At 71.8% G+C, this 19382-nt stretch carries 17 protein-coding genes and 1 tRNA gene; 8 read left to right on the forward strand and 10 right to left on the reverse strand.

The genetic code is table 11. The features are described 5' to 3' along the window. Positions 1–82: 82 nt before the first annotated feature. Together VEL82_02250 and VEL82_02255 are read right to left on the reverse strand one after the other, a co-directional pair. On the reverse strand, positions 83–2044 hold the full coding sequence (locus tag VEL82_02250; protein HXW66691.1) for a hypothetical protein: 1962 nt from the start codon (positions 2042–2044) through the stop codon (positions 83–85). After that, positions 2034–3329 carry a substrate-binding domain-containing protein gene (locus tag VEL82_02255; GenBank protein ID HXW66692.1) on the reverse strand — a complete coding sequence of 432 codons (1296 nt, stop codon included), beginning with the start codon at positions 3327–3329 and terminating at the stop codon, positions 2034–2036. Before VEL82_02255 ends, VEL82_02250 begins: the two co-directional genes overlap by 11 nt. Positions 3330–3496: 167 nt before the next feature. Between VEL82_02255 and hutU the strand changes: the two genes are divergently transcribed. Both hutU and VEL82_02265 read left to right on the forward strand, forming a co-directional pair. After that, positions 3497–5167, forward strand: a complete 1671-nt coding sequence (gene hutU, locus VEL82_02260; GenBank protein HXW66693.1) for a urocanate hydratase — start codon at positions 3497–3499, stop codon at positions 5165–5167. 157 nt (positions 5168–5324) lie between these two features. Then, positions 5325–6752, forward strand: a complete 1428-nt coding sequence (locus tag VEL82_02265; GenBank protein ID HXW66694.1) for a hypothetical protein — start codon at positions 5325–5327, stop codon at positions 6750–6752. Between the two features lie 60 nt (positions 6753–6812). Here VEL82_02265 and VEL82_02270 read toward each other — a convergent pair whose 3' ends face one another. Next, positions 6813–7280, reverse strand: a complete 468-nt coding sequence (locus VEL82_02270; protein HXW66695.1) for an NUDIX domain-containing protein — start codon at positions 7278–7280, stop codon at positions 6813–6815. A gap of 85 nt (positions 7281–7365) precedes the next feature. Between VEL82_02270 and VEL82_02275 the strand changes: the two genes are divergently transcribed. Genes VEL82_02275 through VEL82_02285 form a run of 3 tightly spaced genes read left to right on the forward strand, consistent with a single transcriptional unit; the run spans position 7366 to position 10433 of the window. Then, complete coding sequence (locus VEL82_02275) at positions 7366–8952, forward strand: AMP-binding protein (protein ID HXW66696.1); 1587 nt, start codon at positions 7366–7368, stop codon at positions 8950–8952. Further along, complete coding sequence (locus VEL82_02280) at positions 8930–9355, forward strand: hypothetical protein (protein ID HXW66697.1); 426 nt, start codon at positions 8930–8932, stop codon at positions 9353–9355. The genes VEL82_02275 and VEL82_02280 overlap by 23 nt, the downstream gene beginning before the upstream one ends. A 28-nt stretch (positions 9356–9383) precedes the next feature. Beyond that, positions 9384–10433 (forward strand): dienelactone hydrolase family protein, encoded by a 1050-nt coding sequence (locus VEL82_02285; GenBank protein HXW66698.1) that lies wholly within the window; start codon positions 9384–9386, stop codon positions 10431–10433. 16 nt (positions 10434–10449) lie between these two features. On the opposite strand, the gene VEL82_02290 is transcribed toward VEL82_02285, so the two are convergent. Genes VEL82_02290 through VEL82_02300 form a run of 3 tightly spaced genes read right to left on the reverse strand, consistent with a single transcriptional unit; the run spans position 10450 to position 12322 of the window. Then, a complete protein-coding gene (locus VEL82_02290; protein ID HXW66699.1) occupies positions 10450–10842 on the reverse strand; it encodes an SCP2 sterol-binding domain-containing protein in 393 nt (130 codons plus the stop codon). Between the two features lie 37 nt (positions 10843–10879). Next, positions 10880–11848: a 3-hydroxyacyl-CoA dehydrogenase family protein gene (locus VEL82_02295; GenBank protein ID HXW66700.1), complete on the reverse strand. Its 969-nt coding sequence runs from the start codon at positions 11846–11848 to the stop codon at positions 10880–10882. Between the two features lie 51 nt (positions 11849–11899). Next, positions 11900–12322, reverse strand: a complete 423-nt coding sequence (locus VEL82_02300; protein ID HXW66701.1) for a hypothetical protein — start codon at positions 12320–12322, stop codon at positions 11900–11902. A 164-nt stretch (positions 12323–12486) separates the two neighbouring features. Between VEL82_02300 and VEL82_02305 the strand changes: the two genes are divergently transcribed. Continuing rightward, positions 12487–12601: transfer RNA gene (locus VEL82_02305), tRNA-Ser, on the forward strand. A gap of 11 nt (positions 12602–12612) precedes the next feature. Here the strand turns inward: VEL82_02305 and VEL82_02310 are convergent. The 3 genes from VEL82_02310 to VEL82_02320 are packed head-to-tail and all read right to left on the reverse strand — an operon-like array spanning position 12613 to position 14611. After that, positions 12613–12933, reverse strand: a complete 321-nt coding sequence (locus VEL82_02310; protein ID HXW66702.1) for an OB-fold domain-containing protein — start codon at positions 12931–12933, stop codon at positions 12613–12615. Further along, positions 12930–14066 (reverse strand): thiolase family protein, encoded by a 1137-nt coding sequence (locus VEL82_02315; GenBank protein HXW66703.1) that lies wholly within the window; start codon positions 14064–14066, stop codon positions 12930–12932. The genes VEL82_02310 and VEL82_02315 overlap by 4 nt, the downstream gene beginning before the upstream one ends. Continuing rightward, positions 14063–14611, reverse strand: a complete 549-nt coding sequence (locus tag VEL82_02320; protein HXW66704.1) for a Holliday junction resolvase — start codon at positions 14609–14611, stop codon at positions 14063–14065. Before VEL82_02320 ends, VEL82_02315 begins: the two co-directional genes overlap by 4 nt. A 55-nt stretch (positions 14612–14666) precedes the next feature. Between VEL82_02320 and VEL82_02325 the strand changes: the two genes are divergently transcribed. Both VEL82_02325 and VEL82_02330 read left to right on the forward strand, forming a co-directional pair. Then, entirely contained in the window at positions 14667–16121 is a 1455-nt protein-coding gene (locus VEL82_02325; protein HXW66705.1) for a hypothetical protein, read from the forward strand. 10 nt (positions 16122–16131) lie between these two features. After that, a complete protein-coding gene (locus tag VEL82_02330) occupies positions 16132–16554 on the forward strand; it encodes a hypothetical protein (protein HXW66706.1) in 423 nt (140 codons plus the stop codon). Here the strand turns inward: VEL82_02330 and VEL82_02335 are convergent. Then, a partial coding sequence (locus tag VEL82_02335; GenBank protein ID HXW66707.1) for a PKD domain-containing protein occupies positions 16551–19382 on the reverse strand: 2832 nt, incomplete at its 5' end. The genes VEL82_02330 and VEL82_02335 overlap by 4 nt on opposite strands.

The following is a 19382-nucleotide window of genomic DNA, read 5'->3' on the forward strand; positions in this document are numbered from 1 at the left end:
GTCGGACGGCGCCGGAGGTCCCGGCGCGGGACTTATAGGGTTCGGTCCGCGCGCGCGATGCACCGGGGGCCGGCGGCCCGGCCTAGGCGCGCACCGGCGGCGCGGTGTCCGGCCCGGCCCCGGCTGTGCGCGCGGTGGCCGGAGCCCGGGCCGTGGGGGGCGCGCTCGCGACCATCGGGAGCGGGACGCCCCGGTCGATCGGCCGGTCCGAGCTCGGACCCCGGCGCCCGACCCACCAGCGCCGCAGCCAGAAGCGAACGTCCTGGTGGTACATGTTGCCGTAAGGGCACGCCCCGACGCAGTCGCCGACGCCGCAGCACTTCGTGCTCCGGTACTCGCCGTCCCGCCGGAAGTACAGCGGCATGTCGACCAGGCCGACCGGGCAGGCCTTGGCGCAGTCGAACGTCGTGCACTGCTGGCAGACCTTCTTGTCCTTGACCTTGAGCCGGAACAGGCCGATCCGGGCGAACGGCAGCGTGAGGGCGCCCCAGTGGCAGAAGCCCGTGGTCGCGCAGTTGTACGTGCCGATGAACGGCGTCGTGACGAACATCGCGAACCAGACGCCGCCGAAGTAGAGCTCGACCGGGAGCGGCAGGGCCGCGGTGTCGAACTCTCCGTTGGCCACCTGGACGGCCGGCAGGAGCTTCAAGAAGGCGAGCACGGAGATCGCGAAGAGCGAGGCGAGGGCGACTCCGGAGGCGACCACGTAGCCGGTCGACAGCCGGCTGCCGAGGAAGTACTGGCCGACCTTCGAGCTCTGGTTGAACCCGCGCATCTCGCTCATCGCGGTTCCCTGGTACATCAGCGCCGCCCCGCACATCACCGAGCAGACCGCCTTGCGGCCGAAGAGCACGGTCAGGACGCCGACCGAGACGTACATCAGGATCACCGCGAGGAAGAGGCCGGACTCGAACGGCCCGCCGGTCCTCAGCCCGAACCCCCAGCCGATCACGGGCAGCGAGGCGAGCCAGGAGGCGCTCAGCAGCGGCGTGGACGAGGCGAGGCTCGGGATGTAGATCGCGGCCAGCGCGTACGCCGCGATCGTCAGACCCAGCCGGTACTTCTGCGAGCGCTCGTGGGCCTCCCGGATCTTCAGGACGACGAGCGGGCCCATCGTGAAGCCGAGCAGGACCAGGAACCAGGCGGAGGCGAGGATCGCGCTCCCGAACCAGAGGCCGTTGTACGCCGCGATCCCGACCTGGTGGAGGGCCGAGCCCGTGTACGCAACGAACGGGATGTACTGCAGGAACGTCCGGCCGGCGATCTCGAGGTCGAGGAGCGCACCCAGGAAGAACTCGCCGAGGAACGCGAAGAGCAGGAACTCGAAGATCGCGGTGGGCCGGAGGAGCCAGGGAACGCGTTCGCCCGCCGGGGGCCGGGCGGCCTCCAGGACCGTCACGATCGCCACCGCGAGCTGCAGGAGGAGGCTGGCGCCGAGGACGTACGGCGAGCCCTCGAACTGCCAGAGGAACCAGCCGGCGGCGCTCACGAGCGCGGCGAAGGGCCAGCGCACGATCCCCCCGAGGACCGACGCCTCGAGCTGCTTGTGCCGGTAGAGGAACTGCAGCGCGACCACGAGCGACGCGACGATCACCGTGGCGCCCAGCAGCGCCGAGACGAGCCCCCATTCGGGCCGATCGACCAGTGTGGGCGTGGCGGCGACGACCCCGGCCTGGGCGGCGAGCAGGAACCGGAGCCCGGGCGCGAGGGCCGACGCCGAGAGAACGGCGAGCAGCAGGATCTCGAGCGCCAGCGTCGCGACGAACAGCGGCGCGAAGAACAGCGCGTCGAGCGCCGTCCCGGAGATCGCCAGCAAGAGCGCGAGGGCGGCGTCGCCCGCGACGATCACCCCAACGGGCCCCCATGGGAGCGTGGTCGACCCGCTCCGCCGCCCGGCGAAGAGCCAGCCGGCGCTCAGCGCGAGGCTGAGGACCGCGGCCACGAGCGCGCCCGGCCACCCTCCGGCCACCCGGGCGACGAGGAGCGGCGCCGCCGCGGCGACGACGATGGCAAGAACCGCGGGGGAGGGAAGCCTAGAACTCACCGGTCTCGCCTCCGCTCTCGCCACCCTCGCCGTTCTCGTTGTCGAGGTGGACGATCGTCGTGCCGTAGTAGGTCTCGTTGTTGAGCTCGTTGAGCGCGGCCGAGGAGTACGCGAGGGGCAGGGGCGACAGCGTCGCGTCCCCCGTCAGCCAGTAGACGTAGGTCAGCAGCCAGGTCGCCGTCGAGAGGCTCACCGCGCCGGAGTAGGCGGTGCCGAGGTCCCGGAAGAGCCCGGCGTAGGTCAGCAGCGAGATCGGGTAGCTGCCCACCGCCGACGCCCCGACCAGCGAGAGGTTCGACCAGGCACCGGTCAGGACGGCGGTGGCGCTCGCGAACGACTCGGCGGCCGCCCAGGTGCTCACCGCGTTCGGGCCCACGAACCCCCCCGCCGCGTCCTCGATCTGCGCGACGCCGAGGCCGGCCGGGCTCGGGCCCACGAGGTCGAGGTAGCCGATCGCCCCGGGGCTCTGGGAGACCGCGGTCGCCATCGCCGCGTCCGTCGGCTCGGGGGTCCCGATCGGCCAGGCGACCGAGAGCCCCGCGCCGACGGAGCCGTTCCAGCTGGGACTGGAGCCGGCGAGGAACTCGGTGAGCACGTCGTTCGCGGCCGTCGCACCCCCGTCGTGGAACACCTCGATCGGTGGGGTGCCCGAGAGGTCGAGCGTCGGGTTCAGGGCGGCGATCGCCGGGTCCGACCAGGACGTGATCGAGCCGGAGAAGATGCCGGAGAGGACGGGTCCCGAGAGGTTGAGCGCGCCGCCGATCCCAGGCAGATCGTAGACGATCCCGACCGCGGACAGCGCGATGGGCACGAACGCGAGGCTCGACGGCGGTTCGCCCGAGGACGGGGCCCCGGGCGCGAGGTACTGGGCGGCGAAGACGATGGCCGGATCGGACAGGAGCGGCGAGAAGCCGGCGGAGCCCGAGTCCGTCAGATTAAGATGCACGCAGCCCCCGACCGCGTCGGACAGCTGGCCGCCGGCCGCGTCGAGCCAGGCCAGCAAGGACGCGTCGAGTTCCGAGGAGAGCGCCCCGGAGAGCAGCACCGGCGAGCCGGAGCAGGTCTGCGTCTGGAAGCCCCCGCCGCCCGACGGTTCCACCCGCAGGTTGATCCAGCCCGTGACCTCGCCGACGCCCGCGGCGATCACGATGAGCGCGACGACGACCGCGAGCGCCCCCCACGGGTCGGTAAGATGGCGGCGCGGCAGGACGATCCCGGCCGCGTGAGCGTCGCGCTCGAAACCGGCCTCGAGGTCGTCGGGGTCCTTCGCCTCCCTTTCCACCATGATCGCGCGACGAACCTCGGGAGAACTCCCACCGATAGTACGCCGAATCGAGAGATATAGAATCTTCCGGGCCCCTGGGGCCCCCCGCGGGCGGTCGGACCCCCGGCCTCCCGTGCTCCGCAGAGGGGTCCGGCAAGGCTTGAATCCCCGACGAGGGTCGGTGGCGCGTGACCCGCACGCTCGAGTCCGGCCGTGTGGTCCGGGCGCCCCGAGGCGCCGAGCGAAGCTGCCGGGGGTGGGCCCAGGAGGCGGCCCTCCGCCTGCTGCAGAACAACCTCGATCCCGAGGTCGCCCACGACCCGCGGCGGCTGATCGTCTACGGTGGCCGCGGCAAGGCCGCGCGGGATTGGGAGTCGTTCGATCGGATCGTGGCGGCGCTCCGGGCGCTCGGCAACGAGGAGACGCTGCTGGTCCAGTCCGGTAAGCCGGTCGGGGTGTTTCCCACCCACGCGGACGCCCCGCGGGTCCTGATCGCGAACGCCCTGATCGTGCCGCGGTGGGCGACGGACGAGGTGTTCTGGGACCTCGAGGCACGCGGGCTGACCATGTACGGCCAGATGACCGCGGGCAGCTGGATCTACATCGGGACCCAGGGCATCCTGCAGGGCACCTACGAGACCCTCGCCTCGCTCGCCCGCCTCGAGTTCGGAGCCGGGGATCTCGCCGGCCGCTGGATGCTCTCCTCCGGACTCGGGGAGATGGGCGGGGCTCAGCCGTTGGCCGTAACGATGCTCGGGGGGGTCGCGCTGATCGTCGATGTCGATCCGCAGGCGCTCGCCCGCCAGCTCGAGCACCGCTACCTCGACGTCGCGGCGTCCGATCTCGACGACGCGCTGGGACGGGTGCAGGAGGCGGTCGCGGCACGGCGACCGCTGTCGATCGGCCTGGCGGCCAACGCGGCCGACGTCTATCCCGAGATCGTCCGACGCGGGGAGCGGCCCGACATCGTGAGCGACCAGACGGCCGCCCACGATCTCACGGTCGGCTACCTGCCGCAGGGGCTGAGCGTCGAGGAGGCGGCGACCGTGCGCCGCTTCGATCCGAAGGGATACCTGGCGAAGGTCCGCGCCTCCCTGGCCACCGAGGCCGAGGCGGTCCTCGAGCTGCAACGGCGAGGAGCGCGGGTCTTCGACTACGGCAACAACTTCCGCGCGCAGGCGAAGGAGGCCGGGGTCGCGCGCGCCTTCGACATCCCGGGCTACGTGCCGAAGTACATCCGGCCCCTCTTCGCCATCGGGAGCGGCCCGTTCCGCTGGCTGGCCCTCAGCGGGGAGCCGGAGGACATCCGGGCCATCGATGCGATGATCCTGCGCGAGTTCGCCGATCGGGACGCGCTGTGCCGGTGGATCCGGCTCGCGGGCGAGCGCGTCCGCTTCCAAGGGCTGCCGGCCCGCATCTGCTACATGGGCTACGGCGACCGGGAGCGCTTCGGCCACCTGGTCAACGCGCTCGTGCAGGACGGGAAGCTCGCCGCCCCCATCGCCATCGGGCGCGACCACCACGACACGGGCAGCGTCGCGAGCCCGTACCGGGAGACCGAGGGCATGCGCGACGGATCGGACGCGATCGCAGACTGGCCGATCCTCAACGCCCTGCTCAACGTCGCGAGCGGGGCGAGCTGGGTGTCCGTCCACCACGGCGGCGGCGTGGGGATCGGCAACTCGATCCACGCCGGCCTCGTGATCGTCGCGGACGGCACTGCGGACGCCGACCGTCGGATCGGACGCGTGCTGCACAACGACCCCGGCCTCGGCGTCGCGCGCCACGCCGACGCCGGCTACCCGGAGTCGCTCGCGATCGCCGCCGACGCCCGGTTCCGGCTGCCCGAGCCCCCCTGAGCCCTCGGCGGGGCGGCCCTGCGACGCCGTAGCACACCGTCCAGCGAACGACCGCGGTCGCGACACCCGCGTTTAAGTGGGGGTGGCCCGCCTGACTACCCCGACGGAGCCACCTCCGTCCGAAAGCAAACGAAGCGAGGAACGAGGAAGGAAGAAAATGTCAGCGATGAGCGGAACGAAAGGATGGCTCGTCCTGACGGGCGTCGCGGCGCTGCTGTGCCTGGCAGTCGTCCCGGCGTTCGCGGGCACGGCCAGCGCCTCCCCCGCCCCCGCCTCGACGGTCGATCCGTCGAATCAGTGGGCGTACGGCGGCGTCGGATATTCGAACAACACGGTGATCGTCGGCGATCAGGTGCTCACCTGGAACGCGTCGTTCGGCTGGACCGTCATCTTCACGGTGACGCCCACGCTGCCGAACACGACCCTGGTCGAGGAACAGCGCACGGTCGGGGTCGACCTGACCGCGAAGTACTCGAGCCCGAGCGAGACCGCGACGTACAGCTTCCACGCGGACGAGTCGGACCTCGCGTTCGCGAACCTGACGAACGCCTCGACGGTCTATGAGAACGGGGTGCCGGTCCCGGCCCTCGGGATCATCAACGACTCGACGGCGATCACGGGCGCGATCGCGGAGCAGCTCAGCCTGACCGACAAGTCCGGAACGAAGTCCGCGAGCCTGGACGTCAACGCGAAGGCGAACGTCCTCGCCTCGTTCACGCCGGCGCTCGGCCTGATCCCCCTGAACCTCTCCGGAGCGACCGAGTGGAACTCGACCGCCTGGATCAACCCGTCCGGCACCTGGAACATCACCTGGGCCTGGGCGAACAACGGGTTCGGCGGCGTGACCGGCTCGGGGTCGGGCGGCGCCAACGGCACCTCGGGCGTGGCGGGTCAGGTCAACCTGACCGGCTACGATGTCACCAAGACCTACGGCGTGCCGGTCTTCCCCGACCACAAGACGCGCCACGCGATCCTGCTGGTGATCGAGGGACCGCTCGGCAACTACGACGCGTTCGTGCTGACGCCGCGCCTCTTTGACCTGTTCGGAGGCTCGGCGCACGGCTACGACTCGGACGCGCTCGGGACGGCGTCGATCTCCTCGGAGACGCTCTACGTGAGCCAGGGCTCCTTCGGGCCCACGCCCACGGCGGGCGCGACGACCTTCGGCGCGACCACGTCGGCGGTCAGCAGCCTGCAGATCTCCGGTGTGAGCCAGGCGTCGCCGGCGGCGAGCTCGTCCGCGGACCCCGGCGCGACCGTGGTCGGCGGGCCGATGAGCGTCAGCGCGGCGCAGGCCGAGTCGAACTGCCTCACCAACGGCTGCGGCGCGGGACCAGCGGGCACGAGCCTCGGACTGCTCGTCCTGGGCGTCGGGATCGCGGTCGTGGCGACCGTCGGAACCGTGACCGTGGTCGAGTGGCGATCCTACGCGCGGCGCCGGGCCCAGAAGGGCCTGGTCGGTGGCTATGCGGAAGCCTGGCCGAACGGCGTTCCCCCTGCCGGCGGCCCCGCGGCCGCGTCGCCGCCATCGGGCCAGGCCCCCGCGAGCCCGAGTGGGCCGGAGCTGCCCCCCCGACAGTTCTGAGCGCCCCGCGCCCGGTGGGTCCCTTCGGGGACCCACCGTAACCCCTTCGCTACCCTTTTTTCACGCGGAACGAGGGCGGGCCGCGAGGCGTCGCTGCGCCGCCTCGACGACCGTCCGGTCGAGGTCATAGGCCAATCGGGTCCGCGCTTCCGCGAGCGGCAGCCAGTCCGCTCGGTCGAACGTGGCCTCCAGGTGGACGGTCCGCTCGTCCGTCCGCCCGAGGAAGTAGATCACGGTCTTGTGGACGTTGCGCGAGCGCGGCGGCTGGTAGAAGCGATAGTTGACCTCGCACAGCTCCCGTTCCAGCACGACGTGGGAGAGCCCGGTCTCCTCCCGCACCTCCCGTAGGGCCGCGGTCCCGAGCGACTCGCCCGGGTCAACATGGCCCTTGGGGAAACACCAGCGGTCCTCGTCCGCCTGGTGCAGGACGAGCGCGGTGGCCCCGTCCTCGGGCACCACCACCGCCCCGGCGGCGATCTCCGGGACGATCGGGGCGTCCGGCCGGTACGGCTCGCTGCGGGCCCGCACGCGGCGGCCAAGGAAGGGGCGGCTAAGAAGGCTCGCGGCGGGCGCGCGCTGCAGCCTTAAGACGCGCGACGCCTCGGCGGGCGGGATGCTGGCGCCCGGCGAGGAGTACCACGACCTCGCCACGCTCGTGCGCGAGAAAGCCCGCAAGAACGGCGAGAGGATCGCGTTGCGCTTCCGCGAGCGGGCGCTCAGCTACCGCACGCTGGACCAGGAGTCGGACCGCATCGCATCGGGGCTCGCCGACGCCGGCCTTCGCCCGGGCGAGCGCGTGGCCGCGCTCCTGTTCAACACGCCAGAGTTCCCGCTCCTCTGGTTCGCCCTGGCCAAGCGGCGGCTCGTGCTCGTGCCGCTCAACACGGGCCTCAAGGGGGAGATCCTGCGCTACGAGCTCGCCGATTGCGCGCCGTCCGGCCTCGTGATCGACCGTCGGCTGTGGGACACCTACGCCCCGCTCCGTGCCGGTCTCGGCCTCCCGAGAGAGTGGGTCGTCGATCGGGACGGCGGAGCGCTGCCCCCCGGCGCCGTGAACTTCGCGGCGCTGCCCAGCGAGCGCGCGGCGCCGCCGCTCGATGCCCCGGGGGCCGCCGAGCCGGTCGCGGTGCTGTACACGAGCGGAACCACCGGGCCGCCGAAGGGAGCAGTGATCCCGCACGAGAAACCGATCGCGACCGCGCGGGAGATCGGCTTGCGCAGCCGGCTGACCGCCGACAGCGTGCTGTTCACCGCGCTGCCGCTCTTCCACTGCAACGCGCAGGAGATGACGGCCCTCACGGCGCTGCTGAACGACCTGACCGCCGCGTTCGACGAGCGCTTCTCGGCGAGCCTCTTCTGGGAGACCGCGGCCCGCTTCGGCGCGACGCACGTCTCGCTGCTGATCTCGATGATCAACGTCCTCTACAAGCAGCCCGGTAAGGAGACCGACCGGACCCATGCGGTACGGACCGCCCTCACGGCCGGCACGACCCGCGCGATCTGGCCGGAGTTCGAGCGACGCTTCGGGCTCACGATCGTCGAACTGTACGGGATGACCGAGTGCGGCTGCACGACCCTGATGAACCCGCCCGGAGCGATCCGGGTCGGCTCGGTCGGAACACCTCTCGGATTCATCGAGGCGGACGTGGTCGACGACGACGACCGCCCGGTGGCGGACGGGGTGCGGGGCGAGCTCGTGGTGCGGCCGCGCGCACCGTTCACGATGTTCTCTGGCTACCTCGGGAAGCCGGAGAAGACGGTCGAGGCGTGGCGGAACCTGTGGTTCCACACCGGCGACTACGTCACGCGCGACGCCGACGGCTACTACTACTTCGTGGACCGCAAGAAGGACGTCATCCGTCGGCGCGGCGAGAACCTGGCGCCCTACGACGTCGAGAGCGTGCTCAACCGTCACCCGGCCGTCTTCGAGACGGTGGTGGTCGGGGTCCCGTCCCCCCTCGGCGAGGAGGACGTCAAGGCGTTCGTCCAGCTCCGGCCCGGGGCGAGCGCCTCGCCCCGCGAGCTGTTCGAGTACTGTGTCGTCCACCTGCCGTACTTCATGGTCCCGAAGTACCTCGAGTTCATCGACGAGATCCCGAAGACCGCGAACCAGAAGGCGCAGCGGTTCGTCCTCCGGGACCGCTCGACGGGAACCCAGTACGACCGCGAGGAGCTCGGTGTCGTCGCCCGGCCCCGCTGAGCCGACCGCACCTCGCCGCCGGCCGCTCGTGCTCCTGGACGCGAACGCACTGTTCCTCCCGGGGACGGTCGGCTTCCCGCTCGATGCCGAGATTGAGCGCCTGGTACCGGGAGCGCACGTCGCCGTCGCCGAATCAGTGCGGCGGGAGCTCGAGCGGCTCGTCGCCACGGGCGAGCCTCGGGCCGCCCTCGCGCGGACGCTCGCTACGCGCTACGACGCGATAGCGGAGTCGTCCGAGGGCGACGAGGGCGTCGTGGCGTGCGCGGCGCGGGAGCGGGCGGTCGTCGTGACCGCGGACCGGGCCCTCCGGGCGCGCCTGCTCGCGCTCGGGCTCGACGTGCTCAGCCCGCGGGACCGCCACCGCCTGGAGCGCACGCGCGGCCGCGCCCGAGACAACGGTTAAGACTCGTCCCCGGCTCCGAACGGATCGGATGCGCGACGACGACCGGATGCTGGACCTTCCCGAGGAGTTCGGGAGCGGCATCGTCGGGGTGTGCGACATCTGCGGCACGCGCCAGGCGGTCATCATCCTGCAGAAGGAGCGCTACAAGCTCTGCGTCCTCGACTTCCTCAACAAGACCTGGCTCCAGTCCGAGAAGAAGCCCGGCGCTCCGGCGCCGCTCTACCGGAGCGACCGGATCTGGTTCGAGACCCGGACGGTCCCGGAGGGCAAGGCGCCGGCGATCGTCCTCACGCCGACCAAGATCGTCAAGCACCCGGTCGTCCTGATCACGCCGGACGTCTTCGGCATCACCACCACGCTGCTCGACGCGGCGATCCGCTTCGCACGCGAGGGCTGCGAGGTGATGATCCCCGATCTCGGGAAGACCGGGGGCATCGGCCCCGCCCACCACCTCGCCCTGCGCACCGGCCGGCAGTTCCGCGGCGGGGTCTCGCCGCGCTCGAAGCGGGTCCTCACGCTGGTGAACCTGTACGCGGACGCGCTCTCCGCGCTGCGGGCGCGCGAGATGGTCGATGCGACGAAGTCCGCGGTCTTCGGAGTCTCCTACGGAGGGAGCCTGGCGCTCGCGGTAGCGGCCGAGGACACCCGCCTCGCCGCGGTCGTGCTCGCCTACCCACAGCCGGTCTCGCCCGCGGGTCTTCCCAAGCTCGTGACCGCACCGATCCTCTACGTCGGCGGCACCGACGATCGCAGCGCCGCCCGCGCGCGGGCGCAGCTCGCAGCCGCGCGCGGGACGCGCGGGGTGTCGATCGAGCTCGACGACGTGGCGGGGGCCCGCCACGGCTTCCTCGCGCGGGACCTGGGGGCCTACGACCTGGCGCGGGCCGAGGCCGCCTGGGCGCGGATCCTCGGGTTCGTCAAGCAGCAGCTGCTTCCCCCGCCCCCGAAGCCGCCCGTCCCCCCGACGGTCAGCGCGGCCGCCGTGCTGCCCCGGCCCCCGGCGCCGTCGGCAGCCGCGCCGGCGCCCCCGGCGTCGGCGACCTCTGCCCCCCCCACGACCGCGCCGCGTTCGATCTGAGCGGGCGGTGCGGTCCTCAGCCCGGGACGTTCGAGGCGGTCTCGACGAGCTCCTTGGCCGCCCGCGTGAAGCGCATCAGCTTGGCGAGGTTGCCGCGCACCCGGAACGTGCCATCGAGGATCGCCTTCACGGGGTCGATCTCGTGGCGCATCAGGCGCGCCCAGTTCTCCGGGGAACCCTCGTAGACGAACTCGGCCGCGACGCTCCGGGCGTCGGCGTGGTAGTGGGCGGCGCGGCAGGTGCCGCTGGCAAGATCGAGGAGGACCCCGGGCGCCGGGGCGTTGGGATCCTCCGGCTGCACGCGCAGCAGGATGTCGCCCGCCCAGGCTCGAGCCGCCTCGGCGTACGCTGCATTCGCATTGATCGCCCGCTGGAAAGCGCTCGCCCACTCCGCGGACGGGAAGGTCATGGCGGCGGAGCGGCGGCGGCCGATTTAGGGCTTCGGGTCAGCTGTCCGTGTACTCGTAGAAGCCGCGGCCGGTCTTCCGGCCGAGATGCCCGGCGGCGACGAGCTGCCGCAGGAGGACCGACGGCTTGTACTTGGGGTCGCCGAACTCGCGATAGAGCGTCTCCGCCACCTCGAGCGACACGTCCAGCCCGACGAGGTCGGCGAGCTCGAACGGGCCCATCGGCATCCCCGCGCCCGCCTTCATCGCCGCGTCGATGTCGCGCGACGAGGCGAGGCCCTCCGCCAGCGCCGCGCTCGCCTCAGCGAGGACCGGCGCCAGGACCCGGTTCACGACGAACGCGGGCGACTCCTTGACCCGGATCGGGACGAGCGGGTAGCGGTGGTTCTTCAGCCCGCCGAGGAACTCGATCGCGTCGGTCACGACGTCCTCGCGCGTGTCGATGCCGCCGGCGACCTCGACGAGCGGCAGGGTGTACGGCGGGTTGAAGAAGTGCATCGCGAGGGTCTGCCGGACATGGCCGAGGCTCCGGGCGAGCTCGGTGACGGACAGCGAGGAGGTGTTGGTCGCCAGCACCGCGTAGTCCGGGATCTTCGCGTCGAGGGCCTCGAGCACCGGACGCTTGACCTCCGTTCGCTCGAAGACCGCCTCGATCACGAGGTCGACGTCTCCGAAGGCATCGTAGTCGGTGACGCCGTGGACGCGGCCGACGACCTGGTCGGCCCGCTCGCGAGAGAACTTCGGGGCGAGCTGCTGGGCGATCCGAGCGCGCTGGGTGTCGGAGAGCTCGCCGGCGAGCGCCGCGATCCGCTCGATCTCCCGGGGCGCTCGCTCCGCCTGGTAGCGCACGAGCTCGTCGACGATCGCGCGGACCCGCCCGAGCCCCCTCTGGACGAGCGCCGCGTCGACGTCCTTGAGGACCACCTCGATCCCGTTGTAGGCGAGCACCTCCGCGATCGACGCGCCCATCGTCCCGGCCCCGACGACCCCGGCCTTCGCGACCCGCATCGGCTTCCGGCCTGGGAGCACGGGCGCGCTACATAAGCGGGCGCGGCCGCCCTAGCTGCCGGAGAGCGGGCCGCCCGGGCCCCGGCCACGTCGACCGAGGTCGGTCATGATCTGGTCGAACTGCTCGCGGGTGATCTCCCCGCGGGCGTAGCGCTGGCGCGCCATCATGACGGCCGGGTCGGGTCCGAGGCGGCGCGGGCCGTAGCCTCGTCGCTGCGTGCGCGAGCTCCACCAGGCGATCCGCAGCACCATGAAACCGACCCAGACGATCAGGAAGATGACGAGGAATCCCCCGAACAGACCGAACCCTGGATGCGGGCCGTACGGGCTCGGCCCGAAGAACCCGTCCAGGTAGAGCAGCACGAGGATCCCAACCACGGCGATCGCGGCGAGCGCCACGCCGACGAACAGCCAAGCGCGGGACGGTCGACGGTACTCGGCCCCCGCGCCTCCGCCGTAGGGCCCTCCGTACATCCGCGAGGCTCCTCCACGAACAGCGGAGGAGGGCCTATCTGAAGGCTTGCTCCGGTCGGTCCGCTCCGGGCGGGACTCCGGCGCCCGCCGGGCCGCGTGCGAACGGACCCGGGCCTCGGCCCCGAGCGAAGAGTTAAGGCGCCGACCGGGCTCGAGAGGCCCGCGCGGGGATGGCCCAGCCCGGTAAGGCGCAGGATTGCTAATCCTGTGGTGATTTCACCTCGGGGGTTCAAAGGGGCGTCGGACCCTGCCGACGCCCGGAGCGTCCCCCTCCCCGCGTTCGCTCGGGCTCAGCGCGCGGGCTCCGACCGGGCCCGATAGACCGCCCCGTCCCGACGCACGGAGACGACCGTAGCGGGCGCCGGTGGCGGGCCGTCGACGACGGCGAGCAGGCGGACGGACTCCGGCAGCTCGACGAGCGCGATCCGGTGCGGGGCCGGCCAGCCGGGGGGCGGGTTCGTCATCTCGGTGGACGCGAGCACGGTGCCGAGCGGGTCGGCCTCGTAAGGGTGGACGTCGGTCGATCCGCAGCGCGGGCAGGGCCCGTCGGTGGGAACGAACCGGGCCCGGCACGCCTCGCAGCGGCTGAGCTCGACGCGCGGCTCGCTCACGGCCCCTCGCGTCCGAGCAGGGTCACGAAGTTGTGGGCCGCGATCCCGCTCATCGCGTGCGCGAGACCGACGCGGGGGGCGCGTGCCACCGCGTGCCCGCCGGCCTCCCCCCGCAACTGGAGTGCGACCTCCGCGACCTCCGCGAGACCGCTCGCGGCGACCGGATGCCCCCGGCCCACGACCCCGCCGCTCGGGTTGACGGGGATGCGTCCGTCCAGCGCGAACTCCCCGTTCGCGAGCGCGTCCGGCGCGGTGCCGGGCGGCACGAGACCGAGGTCCTCGGCGTGGATGTAGAGGAAGGGACTGAACGCGTCGTGGACCTCGGCCACCTCCACCTCCTTCGGAGCGAGGCGGGCCGCGTCGTAGGCGCGCTTCGCCGCGACGCGGCTCGCCCCGAACGTCGTGAGGTCGTCGCGGTCGATCAGCCGCAGGGCCTCGAACCCCTGGCCGAGCCCGAGCACGGTCGCGGGCCCCGCGCCGCGCTCCAGCACGAGCGCGGTCGCCCCGTCCGAGATGGCCGAACAGTGCAGCAGGCGCAGCGGCGCGGCGACGTAGCGGCTCTGAGCGATCTCCGCCGTCGCGATCGGCTTTCGGAAGAACTGCGCGGCCGGGTTGCGCGTCGCCATCGCGCGCGCATGCGCGGTCGCCGCATCGAGGACCTCCACCCCGCGACCGAAGCGCTGCAGGTAGCGCTGAGTGACGATCGCGGCGAGGCCGGGCATCGTCGCGCCCGCCGCCACCTCGTCCGGGTGGAGCGAGGCCGCGAGGTCCCGCGTGTTCTCCAGCGTCGTGCGGTCCGTCATCTTCTCGGTCGCGACGACGAGCGCGCGATCGAAACGCCCGGACTCGATCGCGAGCGCGGCCGCGTGGAACGCCATGCCCCCGGTGCCGCTCGAGGAGTCCACGCGGAATCCCGCGGCCGACTCGAGCGCGAGCCGGCCGGCGAGCCGGGGCAGCAGCGCTTCGCGGCCGTGCGGCCCATGCGAGAACATCGACCCCACGACGAGCAGATCGACCGGTCGGCGGCCGATCCCCTCGAGGGCGAGGCCGGCGGCCTCCGCCGCGAGCTCGACCTGGGACTCGGCGCGCTTGCCGAAGCGTCCGGTGCCCACCGACGCGACGTGGACGCTCATGAGGCGAGGGGGGGCTCGAGCAGTTCGCGCACCGTGCTCAGGAAGCGGGAGAGCGGCATCCCTTCCTGCCAGCGGAGGATCCCGTTCCCGGAGCGGGTCGTGTTCACCGGCGGAAGGCGCCGGCAGATCAGACGGAGGACGCCGCGCTCCGGCGGATCGCTCGCGAGGAACAGCCGCCAGGGTTCCTCGCCCCGACGGCCGAGCCGACGGTAGGCGTAGAGGACCGTCAGCCCGACCCGCCCGACCGCGCGGCGATGGGCGGCGAGCTGGATCTCGGCCCGGCCGCTCGCGGCCGTGAACCGGATGACGTCCTCCGACGTCGCCTTCACCTCGAGCGGCAGCGCGAACTCCCGGCGCAGCGCGACCAGATCGAAGCCGAGCGACCCCGCGCCGCGCACGACGAGGAACGGCGCCTCGACGATCTCCTCGAAGCCGGCGCGGTCCTCGGGCGGCAGGCCGCGCGCGTAGGCGCGAACGGCGCCGCGGTCGCCTTCGAGCAGCGTCCGCAGCTCGCGCTCGTACGCCGACGAGCTTCGACCGGCCACGGCGGCGGACCCCCGAGGGCCCATTAATATAAGTTGGTCGAGCGGTAGCCGCGACGTGGCCGGCGCGGGATCGCTCGAGATCGCGGTCCCGGACCTTCCCGTGGCCCGCGTCCTCGCGGCGATCGTGGAGGATGCGGACCGCCGACGCACGCTGCGGGGCGTCGCCGCGCAACCCGCCCGCTTTCCGTTGAGCGAGCTGCGCGCGCGCCTGCTGCGCGAGCGGGTCTTCGAGGACGCGGGGCGCCTCGTCACCCGGCTCAAGCGTCGCGGCCTGCTGCTCGAGCGGCCCGAGGGCCACGGGGACAAGATCTACCAGGTTCCCTACCCGGACGAGCTGCGCCGCCTGTTGCTCGACGAGGTCGGCCGCTCGGAGGGGATCGACGCCTCGGCGCTGCAGCCCGTTCCCGACGAGCCCGCCGAGATCCGGGCGATGGATTCCGAGTTCCTCGACCACCTGCGCGAGCTCCTGCGGAACCGGCTCGAGGCGACGCTCGCCTTCGGCCGATCGTTCGACGTCGAGAAGCTCGCCGCGTACCTGCGCGAGCTCTTCGGCGAGGCGCTCTACTTCGACTCGCTGATCTCCCTGCTGCAGCAGTACGCGCTCGCGGATGCCCCGCTCGTCGCCCCCACCGGCCGGGTGACCGGCGCGACCGGCTTCCACCTCGCGCTCTTCGGACCGCCGGGCACGGGCAAGACGTTCTCGATCGACGATCTCGTGCGCGGGAACCCGAGGACCGGCGTTCCCGCCCACGGCCTGCCCGGTCGCAACCGCTACTGCGGTGGGATCACGCCGGCCCAGTTCCTGCGCGTCGGCGCCGCCTACACCGGCCGCACGTTCAACTTCATCGTGCCCGAGTTCAATGACTGGTTCAAGTACCGCGGCATGGTCGAGCCGCTCAAGCTCGTGATGGAGCAGCGCGAGGTGAAGTGGGAGACGACGTTCGGGACCGTCGGGCCCTACACGTTCCGCTCCTTCTTCTCGGTCAACTACAACGTGCGGGCCGCCGGCGCCCAGGACTACTGGACCACGATCGGCGACCCGAACTTCGCGGCGCTCGAGGACCGGATGCTGCTGCGCTTCCACCCGATGACGCGCGAGCGGTTCCGGGCGGTCGAGTCGAGCGCCGAGCGGCTCGAGCTCGGCGAGCTCGACTTCGCCCTCGCCGGCCGGATCCGCGACCACCTCACGCTGGTCTACGCGATCGAGACCGGCCATCCGCTGGTCGCGGGAAAGTTCCGCGCCCGGGCCGTCCGCCTCGATCGGAGCCTCTACGACGAGCTGCGCGGCGTCTCGGAGGCGGCGCTGAAAACGACGCGCTACCCGAAGTTCTCTCCGCGCCTCAAGTCCCGGGCCGTGCGCCTCGCCGCCGCCGCGACCCTGCTCACCTACTTTGCCGACGCGGACCCCGGCGCGCTCACCATCGGGCCGGTCGCGGCCGAGTTCGCGCGGCGTTTCTACGAGGAGGAGATCCGTGCCCGGGAAGGACGACGCGCCGGCGCCGCCGCGTAGGCCACGCGAGGTGCCACGCTACCGGCGCCCGCCGGACGAGGAGGTACAGCGGGCCGCGCGTCGCCTCGTGCGCGGCGGCAAGGCCTCCTTCGCGTCCCAGGAGGAGTTCCTCCGCGCCCTGACGCTCTACCTGCGCCGGGAGGAGCCGCTCGCCGCCGTCGGCGGCCGACGGCTGCGCCGACTGCTGGTCGGTCTCCCCGGCGTGCGATTGAGCGTGCATTACGCCGAGCGCGACGACCCGCGCCCGTTCGAGCGGTGCCCCGTCTGTGGCTCCGAGCTGCGCCCGATCCGCAACCGGACCCTCTCCGGAGAGTCGATCGTGCTCGGCCAGCGATGCGCGCGCTGCGACTTCTGGAGCCACCGGGCCCGCCGCGTGCCAGTGCGCTATCGGATCACGAGCGTCCGGGCGAGCTCGGTGCGCAGCGCGGGCTAGTCTTCCCGCCAGGGCGTGATCCCGCCGCCCTCGGCCTCGGCTCCGGGCTCGGCCCCGGTCGACTCGGGCCCCGCGTACTGCGTCGGCGGGGGCGGCGAGCGCCGGCGGGAGCGACCGGCGAGGTAGAGGAGCAGCGCCGCGACGGCGGCGCCGATGACGAGGCCGAGGAAGAGCGTCTCGTAGCCGGCGGTCAGCGACGGCGCCGGCGTCGAGACGGCCGTCACGGCGAGACGGTAGGTCGTGTTCCACTGCGCGCCCACCGCGTCCTCGACGAACAGGCTGATCGAGTAGTTGCCCGGCGTCGTGTAGCCGTGCTCGACCTGCGGATTGTAGGCGTAGGAGCCGTCGCCGAACCCCCAGATGATCGTGTACGGCGCCGTGCCGCCGTGGACGCTGACCTCGAGCGTCAGGTTGGAACCGGCCCGGATCGAGGACCCGCCCTCGACCACCGTCAGCTGGGCGGAGAGCGGCGAGTTCACCTGGATCGTGAGCACCCCGCTCGCGCGGTTCCCGGACGCGTCGACGTAGGTGAACGTCGCGAAGTAGATGCCGGGCGAGGAGTAGGCGTGCTGGGCGACCGAGTCCGAGCTGCCGTGGCCGTCCCCGAAGCTCCAGCTCTGGCTGACCAACGCCGTACCGCCGCTGACGCTCGCGGCGAGCGTGACCGGGATCCCGGGATCCGTCACGTTGGTCGGCGACGCGGACACGACGACCGACGGCAGCGGCATGACCGACACCGCCGACGTGTTGCTCGAGAGGCCGCCACCCGCATCGGTCGCGGTCACCGTGAGCAGGTATCGGCCGGGGGCGGCGTAACTGTGAGTGACGGAGTTTCCCGAGCCGGTCGAACCGTCGCCGAACGCCCAGGCGACGCTGATCGGCGCCGTCCCTCCCGAGATCGAGACCGACGCGCCGAGGGTCTGGCCGACATCGACCTCAACGGGCCAGGGCACTGCGAACATCACGGTGAGCGCGATCGTGGGGTTCACGGAGAGGATGGTCGAGCCGCTGGTGGTGTAACCGAGCGAGTCGACGATGCTCGCCTCGATCGTGTAGGCCCCCGGGCCGGAGGGGACGCAGGGCAGCGACGTGGTATTCGCGCTCGCGCACGAGCCGGGGAGGCCCGTGTACGAGATCGTGGACGGCCCCGCCCCCCCGATGTACGCGAGCGACACCGTGGTGGGGGTCCCCGCGTCGATCGGGTTCGGCGTGGCGGCGAGGTAGGAGATCTGGGGCGGGCTCGCGATCACGCTGAGCGTCCCGGACGCATCGTTGGCGACCCAGATCTCGCCCGAGCCGGGGGCCGAACCTCCCGGAAGATTCGCCGGCACCGCGACGAGCGGCAGCTGCCCGGCCGGTATCGTGACGATCGAACCCTGGCTCGCGGCGAGCGAGGCGCCGTCGATGACCGTCAGGTTGCCCGAGTACGGGGCCAGCAGGGCGGAGCTGCCGTTCGTGGCGACGTAGAGGTCCGCGCGCGACGGGTCGTAGACGATCGACCAGGCGACCACGTGGACCCCGACGGAGATCGGCGCCGAGACGATCTTTCCAGTAACGGGCGAGATCGCGTACGCGGCGCGGCCGAGCGCGTAGACGAGCTGGTCGGCCGCGTCGTAGGCGACGGAGACCGCGTGGGGCACCGACGTGATCCACGGTAGGGTCTCGAGTCCCGTCGTGGCGTTGAGCACGGCGATGCTCGAGTTGGTGAGGTCGACGGAGAACAGCTCGTTCGTGACGGGGTCGAAGGTCGCCCCGCGCAGGTTGAGCGTGCCGATGCCGATGCCCGTGAGGATCGCGCCGGTGAGAGTCGACAGGTGCAGCGCGAGCAGCCCGGAGACCGAGTTCAGGTCCCAGAGCAGGTTGGCGGTCGTGTCGACGATGAGGTCCGTGTTGTTGCCGAGCAGGGTCGTGTTGTTGACGACGGCGGCCCCGGTAGCGGCGTCGATGGCCTGGATGCCCCCGGAGTAGCCGACGTAGGCGATCCCGGAGGTAGGACTGTCCACGATGGCGTCGGGCGTGGAGGGCAGCAGGTATGGCTCTCGGGCGGTGGAGAGGGAGCTTGCGTTGAGGAAGTCGATGGCGTTCGATGTGCGATCGGTCGACAGAATGCGGTTCGAGAGCGGGTCGTAGGCCGCGTCGCCCGGTCGGGCTCCCAGCGAAGGCGAAAGCTGCGTCGGCATTGATGTACTCAGGTTAACGATCGTGAGAGTGCGCGACTTGTTGCTCCAGGCGTACAGAGCGCCGGTCGAGGGGTCCAACGCCAGCTTGGAGGGCGTATTGACCGCGTCCAGATCCTTCGAGATAACCGTACCGGTCGTGACATTGACGAGAGCAAGCTTCGTCCCGGTGTTGTTGGCGAAGACGTAGTCACTCCCGTTCAGGCTAGCCACGACTGAACTGACACCCACACCTGAAGCCACGAGCGCGGTTACGACTCCGCTCGACGCCTGGACCACGGGCATGAGGGAGGAGCTCGGCAATCCGACTGCAACCAGCCCTGTCGACGCCGAGTAGCCTAGGGATGTTGGCGCCGCGGCGAGGGGCACGGGCGCAGTCACAGTATTTGACGACGTGAGAATTCGCGTAAGATTGGTGGCTAGCGAGTTGGCGGTCAGAACGATCCCATAAGTGGGATTATCGGCGAGCGCCACCGGGCCCGCCCCCGTCGCGATCCCCCGGACCTGGATCGAGTTCGTGCTGCCGTTGATGACGGTGACGTTGCTCGAGCCGGCGTTGGCGACGTAGAGGTTCTTCGACGCGGGGTCGTAGAGGATCGCCGACGGATCGCTTCCGACCGGCAGCGCCGGGTGCGCCCAGGTGTCCGTGGT

Source organism: Thermoplasmata archaeon (assembly GCA_035622275.1).
In the GTDB taxonomy this organism is placed as follows: Archaea; Thermoplasmatota; Thermoplasmata; order Lutacidiplasmatales; family UBA184; genus Lutacidiplasma.